Annotated in this window: 13 protein-coding genes and 1 pseudogene; 12 read left to right on the top strand and 2 right to left on the bottom strand. The window is 69.0% G+C overall.

Annotation, left to right across the window (positions count from 1 at the left end; all coding sequences use genetic code 11):
* The 10 genes from ACFWI4_RS38730 to ACFWI4_RS38775 all read left to right on the top strand — a co-directional run.
* On the top strand, nucleotides 1-260 hold a 260-nt coding region (locus ACFWI4_RS38730; RefSeq protein WP_387206080.1), incomplete at its 5' end, for a hypothetical protein.
* Complete coding sequence (locus tag ACFWI4_RS38735; RefSeq protein ID WP_387206082.1) at nucleotides 260-682, top strand: RRQRL motif-containing zinc-binding protein; 423 nt, start codon at nucleotides 260-262, stop codon at nucleotides 680-682. The genes ACFWI4_RS38730 and ACFWI4_RS38735, both read left to right, overlap by 1 nt.
* 25 nt (nucleotides 683-707) lie before the next feature.
* The gene (locus ACFWI4_RS38740; RefSeq protein WP_387206084.1) at nucleotides 708-986 is read left to right on the top strand and encodes a hypothetical protein; all 279 of its coding nucleotides are present in this window, start codon (nucleotides 708-710) and stop codon (nucleotides 984-986) included.
* 225 nt (nucleotides 987-1,211) lie between these two features.
* Nucleotides 1,212-1,895: a GGDEF domain-containing protein gene (locus ACFWI4_RS38745; RefSeq protein WP_387206086.1), complete on the top strand. Its 684-nt coding sequence runs from the start codon at nucleotides 1,212-1,214 to the stop codon at nucleotides 1,893-1,895.
* Nucleotides 1,892-2,260 carry a WhiB family transcriptional regulator gene (locus tag ACFWI4_RS38750; protein ID WP_387206088.1) on the top strand — a complete coding sequence of 123 codons (369 nt, stop codon included), beginning with the start codon at nucleotides 1,892-1,894 and terminating at the stop codon, nucleotides 2,258-2,260. Before ACFWI4_RS38745 ends, ACFWI4_RS38750 begins: the two co-directional genes overlap by 4 nt.
* Complete coding sequence (locus tag ACFWI4_RS38755; protein WP_387206090.1) at nucleotides 2,257-2,538, top strand: hypothetical protein; 282 nt, start codon at nucleotides 2,257-2,259, stop codon at nucleotides 2,536-2,538. Before ACFWI4_RS38750 ends, ACFWI4_RS38755 begins: the two co-directional genes overlap by 4 nt.
* Before the next feature lie 34 nt (nucleotides 2,539-2,572).
* Nucleotides 2,573-2,767 carry a hypothetical protein gene (locus tag ACFWI4_RS38760; RefSeq protein WP_387206092.1) on the top strand — a complete coding sequence of 65 codons (195 nt, stop codon included), beginning with the start codon at nucleotides 2,573-2,575 and terminating at the stop codon, nucleotides 2,765-2,767.
* The gene (locus ACFWI4_RS38765) at nucleotides 2,764-3,267 is read left to right on the top strand and encodes a hypothetical protein (protein ID WP_387206094.1); all 504 of its coding nucleotides are present in this window, start codon (nucleotides 2,764-2,766) and stop codon (nucleotides 3,265-3,267) included. Before ACFWI4_RS38760 ends, ACFWI4_RS38765 begins: the two co-directional genes overlap by 4 nt.
* Nucleotides 3,268-3,326: 59 nt before the next feature.
* Nucleotides 3,327-3,689 (top strand): hypothetical protein, encoded by a 363-nt coding sequence (locus tag ACFWI4_RS38770; RefSeq protein WP_387206096.1) that lies wholly within the window; start codon nucleotides 3,327-3,329, stop codon nucleotides 3,687-3,689.
* Nucleotides 3,682-4,218 (top strand): hypothetical protein, encoded by a 537-nt coding sequence (locus ACFWI4_RS38775; RefSeq protein ID WP_387206098.1) that lies wholly within the window; start codon nucleotides 3,682-3,684, stop codon nucleotides 4,216-4,218. Before ACFWI4_RS38770 ends, ACFWI4_RS38775 begins: the two co-directional genes overlap by 8 nt.
* Before the next feature lie 63 nt (nucleotides 4,219-4,281).
* On the opposite strand, the gene ACFWI4_RS38780 is transcribed toward ACFWI4_RS38775, so the two are convergent.
* Together ACFWI4_RS38780 and ACFWI4_RS38785 are read right to left on the bottom strand one after the other, a co-directional pair.
* Entirely contained in the window at nucleotides 4,282-5,136 is an 855-nt protein-coding gene (locus ACFWI4_RS38780; protein WP_387206100.1) for a class I SAM-dependent methyltransferase, read from the bottom strand.
* A 136-nt stretch (nucleotides 5,137-5,272) separates the two neighbouring features.
* Nucleotides 5,273-5,493 (bottom strand): annotated as a pseudogene (locus tag ACFWI4_RS38785) (IS1182 family transposase); the annotation flags it as partial.
* 358 nt (nucleotides 5,494-5,851) lie between these two features.
* Here ACFWI4_RS38785 and ACFWI4_RS38790 point away from each other — a divergent pair.
* Together ACFWI4_RS38790 and ACFWI4_RS38795 are read left to right on the top strand one after the other, a co-directional pair.
* Entirely contained in the window at nucleotides 5,852-6,784 is a 933-nt protein-coding gene (locus ACFWI4_RS38790; protein WP_387206102.1) for a ParA family protein, read from the top strand.
* Nucleotides 6,784-7,716, top strand: a complete 933-nt coding sequence (locus ACFWI4_RS38795) for a hypothetical protein (RefSeq protein ID WP_387206104.1) — start codon at nucleotides 6,784-6,786, stop codon at nucleotides 7,714-7,716. Before ACFWI4_RS38790 ends, ACFWI4_RS38795 begins: the two co-directional genes overlap by 1 nt.
* The last annotated feature ends 80 nt before the right edge of the window (nucleotides 7,717-7,796 follow it).

Here is a 7,796-nt window from a genome sequence, read left to right on the forward strand (position 1 = left end):
CACCGCACCCACCCCCAACGCACGTCGGCCTCCACGACCCCAACCAGGTCGTGAAGGCCGACGTCACGCCGCGCCTTGAATTCGCCAACAGCGTCACACCAGCACGACGTCGGCGGGGCGCAGCGCTGTCCACCGACTGCTGGAGGAACCGCATGCTTATTCCCCGCCCGCGCCGCCGGATCGGCCGGCCCCGCCCGCAGCGCCCCGGCCCCCGCTACCCGCACCGCCCCGCCCGCATCACCCCGGCCTGGACCCGGTGATGGGCTGCCATCTCCCCAGCCTCGACGGGAGGCCGCTGTTAGCGGAGTACGACTGGGGTACCGCGCCCGAGGGCCTCGCCACGCGCCGCCAGCTCCGTGCCCAGGGCCTGCGCCCGGCCGGGCAGGCGCCGATCGTGCTGCGCTGCCGCAAGTGCCGGAACTACGAACGGGTCTGCACGCGGCCGACGTTCCTGTACCGCATCGACCGTGCCCTCCCGGTCCGGCCCATGACCCTCGCGAAGGAACGGGCGCTGGACCGTGCCATGGAGGCACGCCAGCGATGCCCGCTGTGCGGCCGCCGCTACCACGCGTGCATCCCGCTGCGCAGCCTCGGCTCCTGCCTGGAGTGCCACGACGGCACCCCCGCGGATCCCTCGACATACCTCGCGCCCGCCGCTGACGGACACGGCCTTGCCGCCTGAAAACGGAGATCGCAAAGGAGCACTCATGCGCGGAACCCTCCTCGCGGCGGCCATCGTGCCGGCCGTAGCCATGGTTGTCCTGAAGGTCGGCCGCTGGCAGGTGGACGTAGACCGGAAGCACATGACGGTGACGCCCCGGCCCCGTCGGAACTGCACCACATGCCGGGGCGCGGGAGGCGTCTGGACCAGCGGATCATTCCCGGAGATGGAAGCCTGCGGCTGCTGGTCCGAGCGGCGCCACCTGCGAATCCCGCTCCGGTACACCCCGGCCACCGATCCCTGGCCCGACGAGCCTGAATTTTGATCCAGCGGGCCCCGGGACGGCCGGCAGCATCGGCTAAGGCGCAGTTGACCGCCCCGGGCACTCCCCCTCCCGTCACGAAAGCGGGGAGCACCATCCAGCATGCCCGACCCCAGGGTCGGACCGGACACAAATGATCACAGCAAGAGGCGCACCCCCAAAGCCTGGACAGCGAAGGGTGCGCCTCTCTCGATTCCGCCCCGCAAGGGGGCGAGAACAGGAGCCATCATGCCTGCTGCCGTGCTCTTACGTCAGCGGTCCCGCACACTGATCGCCGCGGCCACCGTGCCGCTCGCGCTGGCCGCTCTGCTCGCCGACGACGTCCGCGTACGCCGCCAGCGAGATGCCGCCCGCAAAGATCCCCTCACCGGACTGCCGGGCCGCGACGCCCTCATGACCCGCGCCGACCGGCTCGCCCGTACCCATCGCGAGCAGCTGCACGTCCTGGTCGCCGACGCCGACGGACTGAAGAGCGTCAACGACACCCTCGGGCACGCCGCCGGCGACATCCTCATCGCCGCCATCGGCCACCGCCTCGGCGCATGGGCCGCCGCCCGCGGCGGGCTCGCCGCGCGCCTGGGGGGCGACGAATTCGGCGTGGCCCTGCTGCTGCCTTCAACCGAGACCGGCCGGGAGCTGGCCGGGCTGCGCGCGCTGCTGGAGCAGCCCGTCGACGTCGACGGGCAGACGGTGGGTCCGGCCGTGTCGATCGGCACCGCCCGCGCCGCCGACCTACCCGACCCAGCCGACGCCGCACGCCTGCTGCGCGGTGCGGACATGGCCATGTACCGGGTCAAGACACGCGAGCAGCAGCCCGGCTACCTGGCGACCCGGCACGACGCCTACACGCCTGCGGTCCACGGGCGTCGTCCGGGCCGCCCCGGCACCCACCTGTGGGGGCGGGCCGTATGACCATCCACCCCACCGTCACGCAGGACCCGCGCTTTTCCCGGCCGCAGAGCCCAACCCTCACCCGGTGCCAGCGCGAGCCGTCGCTGTTCGACTTCGAGCGCGGCGACTGTGCCCGCAAGGCCCTCGAACTGGCACAGGCACGCCGCGCCTGCGCCCGCTGCCCGTTGGCCGCCGACTGCCTGCTCTGGGCACTGGTGAACAAGAGCCTGACCCCCACCGGGATCATCGCGGGCACCACACCCCGGCAGCGCACCCAGCTACGCGACCGGATCGCAGCCCGCCTCGGGCCGAACTGGGTCGACGTCCTCGCCGACCAGGAGCAGACCCGCCCCAGCCGGACCGCTGTGCCCGGCCGCGCCGCATGACGACCGCCCGGCGGACACCGTTCGTGCCGGGCCTGATCCCCGGGCCCGGCAGCCTCCTGGACTGGCGCGACTCCCGCCACTTCGACCACTGGCAGGACAAGCCGTGCGTTCTGTGTGACAAGCCCACACCGATGCGCTCCCACGCAGGCGAGGCCGTGCACAAAGCGTGTGCTGAGGACTGGATCACCGACAACCCCACCGAGGCGCGGGCGTTCGGCCGGTTCGCCTCCGACACCCGGCCCAAGACCTCCAAGTCCCCCGTCGGCGACCACGCCTGACCCTGCTCGATCACTCCGCACGGAGGGCTCACCCATGAGCAGAACTCCCCGCCCCGTCGACCGCACCCTCGCCTACCCGGAACCGCCGGCCTCGCGCCTGTGGCACCGCCACGGACCGGCCCGACAGCCTCTCACCCCCGAGCGGCAGCGCCGCAACCGCGAGGCTCTGGCCCTCGCACTCCACACCCCCCGCCCCCGTACCGCCGTCACCCGATCGGAGACACGATGACCAGCACCCTGCCCCGCACCCTCCCGTTCGCGTCGGACAGCCCGCTGGCGGTCCTGCTCGCCATCGCCTCCGACGTCACCGGGCCGGACGACGACGAGCAGCGCGAGGACGCCGCCACGGCCGCCGCCCACCACGTCTACTACGCCTACGCGAGCACCCTCGCCCGGGTGGTCGACGCGGTCGACTGGCACGGCTATCCGGCCGTCACCGGCGACAACCGCCGCCACGAACCCTCCGCCGTAGCCTGGCTCGACGGCGGAGCGTGGCTGCACCACACCCAACGCATCACCGAGCAGGACGGCGCCACCGACGTCCTCACGCTGATCGTCCCCTGCACCTGCGGACGCGGATACGTCGGCGTCACCCTCGACACCGAGGACGCCATGGTCGAAATCCTCACCGACCTCGCCCCCACCCAAGGCCGCTCCCCGCTCACCAACGGCCCCGTCGACTGCGCCAGCATCCGCGCCGTCCCTACCCTCCGGCAGCTCTGCCGCTGACCATCACCGCGGCCTGCCGGCACATCGGCGGGCCGCACCAAACCGAACGAAGGAATCCCATGCCCAGCTCCACCGGCACCACACCGCGGCCGCCGATCGTCGTCCTGTGCGGCTCCACCCGCTTCTGGGAGCAATTCACTGAGGCCGCCCTGTACGAGACGGCCGCGGGCCGGATCGTCCTGGCCCCCGGCTGCAACCTCAGGGAACCGCACCCCCTGTGGGCGACCCCCACGCAGGCCGACCGCATCAAGCACATGCTCGACAACCTCCACCTGCGCAAAATCGACCTCGCCGACGACGTCCTGGTCATCAACCCCGGCGGATACATCGGCGAGTCCACCCGCCGCGAGATCACCTACGCCCGCAGCCTCAGCAAGCCCATCCGCTACACCCACCCCGCGGAAGGGGACGAACGTGGCTGACAGCACCGCGACCCTGTACGAGATCGCGACCCGCGAAGCGGACGACGGCACCATGGAACCTGCTGAACACCTCTGGACCCCCTGCGCCGACGGCGCGGCCGGTCACGGATTCATCGACTACCGAGGCATGTTCGTCACGGGCCTGGACTCCTTAACTGAGGACGCTCTCTACCCGGCAGGCTTCATCGTTCTCGGGCACCAGACATGGGCCGACACCATCGAAGCCGCGGCCGCCTACATGGCACGCGTCCACAGCTGGCGCAGCCTCCACCTCTACCCCGGCGACGACCCCGCCGAGCTCATCCCTCGCATCCCCCGTGCGGTCCACGCACACGGACGGTTCCTCTACCACCCGCACCCCGACAACACGTGCAGCTGCGAGTGGGACGACACGTGGCGTATGGCGTGGGCCCCCGCCCACGAAACCGGCGCCGTACCGATCACCGCCATGCGCCACCCCGCCGCAGGGCTGACGGCCGCCGCCATCCCCAACCCTGACCGCGACCTCTTCGCCAACTGGGCCATCTGAGAACCTCGGCGATCCCACGCTGCACCACACAGATGGACACCGACAACGCCCCGGTCCCGCGACTCAGTCGCGGGACCGGGGCATTTTTGCGTTCTGGGCCCCAGCAAGGTCGGCTATGACGAGCAGATGTCCGCTCATGCCATGAATGGACGGGTCGCTGGCAGTCTTGTAAGCGATGTCGACCAGACGCTGGTAGGCGTCTGGATCTCGGTGGGCAAGAGCAGCAGCTTCCTGCTGTGCCCAGGCCAGGATGCCTTGAGACGCCAACAGGCGCCGCACACGGAACCCATGGTTCTCGAAGAGAGGCGTGACATCGTCGGGGCGCGTGAGGTATCCACCGGTGAAGCGTCCGGGCCGTGGGTCGTCGTAACGGCCTTCGTCCAGGATGAGGTCGACCGCACCCGTGGTGAAGGCGGCGGACCCGTGTTCCAGGACGGTGGAGACCAAGCGCATGTAGCGCGGCATCATGGTCGCAATCAGCAGCCCGCCTGGTCGCAGAACTCGACGAGCTTCCCGTAAGGCCTGACCGCGGTCGGTGCTGGTGGTCAGGTGATAAAGGGGCCCCAGACACAGCAGAGCGTCGAATGAACCGTCCGGGAAGGCACTCAGATCACGCGCATCCGCTTCCGTGACGGCCTCTACATTCGCGGCACACTGCCGGGGAGCCTGCGCGACGCGATCCCGGGCAACACTCAGCAGCGCCGGCGACAGATCGGTGAGTGTCACCTGATAGCCGCGGTGCGCGAGCCACAAGGTCCACGTGCCAGGACCCCCACCATTGTCCAGGATCCGCGCGGGTGGAGGAGGCAAGTACTCCTCCAGCGCCCGCGCATGTAACTCGCACTCGACGGCACCGTCCGCGGGCCTGCTCAGCCTGTCGGCTTCACGCTTTGCTGATTGCTCGTAATAGTCCCGCACAGCGGCTACCGGATCGGGTTCAGGCGCTCTCGTCACAGATCTTATGATCTAGACCTGGCGGGGCGGCTGTCCCGGTTCCGGGCAAGGCTTCATGCCGCGCACACATTGGCGCCTCAGATCCAAACGAGACTGCCTAGCCGTAGACCAGCAGCCGCACCATCAACTGAGGGTCGTAGGGCGGATAGCCGCGCGGCTCGGTGTAGGAGGCGCGGATCGCCGTCAGGTCCAGCACCTCGCGTCGACCAATTCGGCGACGAACCGTGCCAGATGTGCCTTGGGTAGCCAGTCGTCCAACGACATTGGCATCAACAGCATCCGTTCGGGCGTGAACGCCCGGAACGTCTTGTCCGGCGGCATGGAATCGACCCTCCCAGTCTTCCGCGGCGGGTCGGCTCCGTCCAGCTGAACGGCCTTGTTGTTCAGCGCTGACCCACGCTCCCAGATACTGCGTTTGCCCCTCTGACTGGTTCGCGGGCGGAGCCCGACGACTGAGGGCCGGCCCGTACGACGAGCCCGGCCTGTTTCTGTGGTTGGGGGTAGGAAGTCGTCAACTCCCGGGCCCCGGAACCCTGGTGAATCCTGCCGCCTCTTGCGGACTCCCCAAATGGGGAGTGATGGCGCTAAGCCAGTGCTGGCAAGGGATTCGAGTGTGCCAAGATGCCTCGTGTGCCGCGCACGGTGCGGTCCACACGTGAGGAACGAGGAAAGGCACCCCGTGCTGAACCAGAGTGCCGGACAGGCGATCGAACCACCGGAATGCAGCATCGCTGTCGGTACCGGCAAGGGCGGTGTCGGCAAGAGCACTGTCGCCGCGCACCTCGCCGGCGACTCCGCCGCCGACGGGTACCGCACCCTCCTCATCTGCGTAACCGGACAGGACGACGACGACCTCGGCATCAAGCGCTTCGGGCATGGAGTGCACCCGCAGGGAGCATCCGCCATAGACGGCGAGGGCCTGTACCGCGCGATCCACGACCGTGTCCCCCTCCAGCCGATCCGCGAAGTGCGCCCGAACCTGGACGTGCTGCCCGGCGGCCCCCGCGTCACCGACATCGCGAACCTGCTGATGATGCGGCTGATGCAAGAGGGTCCCAGCGTCGTACTCAGCCTCGCCCGCGCCCTCGCCCCGATCGCGCCCCTCTACGACCGCATCATCTTCGACAGCGCCCCGGAACAGGACTCGCTGGAGCAGCTGGTGCTCGGCAGCGCCAGGACGCTGATAGTGCCCACCCGCTCCGACGATTCATCGATCCACGGGATGAGGCGCATCAGCCAGAACTTCAAGGTCGTCAAGCAGCAGGTGAACCCCTACCTCCAGATGGCCGGTGCCTTCCTGTACGGCTCCAACCGGGCCGCCACCCTCATGCACGCCGACGTCCGCAAGGACATCCGGGCGACGCTGGGAGAAGGCACTCCGATCCTGGAGACGATCGTCGGCTACCGCGAAGTCCCTGCGCGCAATGCCCGTAAGAAGGGATTGTTGTTCGCGGAGTACGCCGACCTCCTGCCGACGTCCGCGACGCCGGCCGATGTGAAGGCCGGCCGTGCGACGGGAGCCGACATAGTTCCTGAAACGATCATTCCGCTCTCCAAGGAGATGCGGGAGCTGACCAACGAGATCTTCGAGCACTGCGGGAGTGTGGCCTGATGGGCAACCTGTTCGACGTGGACGCGGGAGAGCAGCAGCCCCAAGCGAGCGGGCTGTTCAGCAGCCTGCCCGCACAGGCCGCCGCGGTGAGCGTGGTTGTGCAGCCGCTACCCGGAACAGCGCTGTCCTTGATCCCGGCTGCCTATGCGCCCCGAGGAGAAGACGAACTCTCGGAGCAGGAGCGCCAGGACCTCGAAGCCTGCAAGGCTGGCGTCGACAACCTGCGCAACGCCTTCTGGGTCGCGGGCAAGTCGCTCGAGACGATGAGCACGGCTCAACTGCACCGCGAAGAGAACCCGAACTTTGCCGCCTGGGTCTGGGACAACTGGGAGATCTCCGAGTCGCAGCTCTACCGGCTGATCGACGAATGGCGCGTCGGGGAAGCCCTCGCCAGTCTCGGGCACAAGCCGTTGGAGTCCCACGTCCGGCGGCTGACGGAGCTCCGTAAAAAGACCAGCGACAAGGTCGCCATAACGGTCTACGACACGATCGCCCGCTGCGAGTCCCGTGTCACCGGTGATCTGGTGGGCAAGGTCGTGGACCAACTCGGAGCGCTGCCTGCTGATGTGAAGCCCGCCGAAGTCGGACGGCGCGTACGAGAGTTCCTCCAAGCCCCGAAACCGACGGCCGATCAGTCCAGCGACACCCCAGACGTCCCCGACATCAGCTCCATGGGCAAGGACTCCCCAAATGGGGAGTCGGGCTCGAAGGCCAGTAATAGCAAGGCCGACGCCTCCACGGCGAAGGACATCGAGCGTCTGCAGGCGACCCGCGCCGCGTTGAAGGATGCCGCGAAGAGCGTGAACCGGTCCTCCGTGCGCCGCGCTGTCGAAGTCCAGCCGGACATCGCTGTTCCGCTCATCAAGGAGATCGGGACGCTGCTCCAGCAGATCGACCGCGCCGTCGCCATCCGACTCCCCAAAACGGACTAGAGGCGCAGGCGGCATTGCCGGTATGGGGTCGGCTTCTCCCTGTATGGGGAGTGCGCGCCCCCCAAAGTGGTGGGGAGGCA

The sequence above is a fragment of the Streptomyces sp. NPDC127038 genome (genome assembly GCF_042725875.1).
Taxonomy (GTDB): domain Bacteria; phylum Actinomycetota; class Actinomycetes; order Streptomycetales; family Streptomycetaceae; genus Streptomyces.

Bases quoted from the DNA above. Each gene is read 5' to 3' on its own strand.
- ACFWI4_RS38735 (WP_387206082.1), top strand. From the start codon at position 260: ATGGGCTGCCATCTCCCCAGCCTCGACGGGAGGCCGCTGTTAGCGGAG.
- ACFWI4_RS38740 (WP_387206084.1), top strand. From the start codon at position 708: ATGCGCGGAACCCTCCTCGCGGCGGCCATCGTGCCGGCCGTAGCCATG.
- ACFWI4_RS38745 (WP_387206086.1), top strand. From the start codon at position 1,212: ATGCCTGCTGCCGTGCTCTTACGTCAGCGGTCCCGCACACTGATCGCC.
- ACFWI4_RS38750 (WP_387206088.1), top strand. From the start codon at position 1,892: ATGACCATCCACCCCACCGTCACGCAGGACCCGCGCTTTTCCCGGCCG.
- ACFWI4_RS38755 (WP_387206090.1), top strand. From the start codon at position 2,257: ATGACGACCGCCCGGCGGACACCGTTCGTGCCGGGCCTGATCCCCGGG.
- ACFWI4_RS38760 (WP_387206092.1), top strand. From the start codon at position 2,573: ATGAGCAGAACTCCCCGCCCCGTCGACCGCACCCTCGCCTACCCGGAA.
- ACFWI4_RS38765 (WP_387206094.1), top strand. From the start codon at position 2,764: ATGACCAGCACCCTGCCCCGCACCCTCCCGTTCGCGTCGGACAGCCCG.
- ACFWI4_RS38770 (WP_387206096.1), top strand. From the start codon at position 3,327: ATGCCCAGCTCCACCGGCACCACACCGCGGCCGCCGATCGTCGTCCTG.
- ACFWI4_RS38795 (WP_387206104.1), top strand. From the start codon at position 6,784: ATGGGCAACCTGTTCGACGTGGACGCGGGAGAGCAGCAGCCCCAAGCG.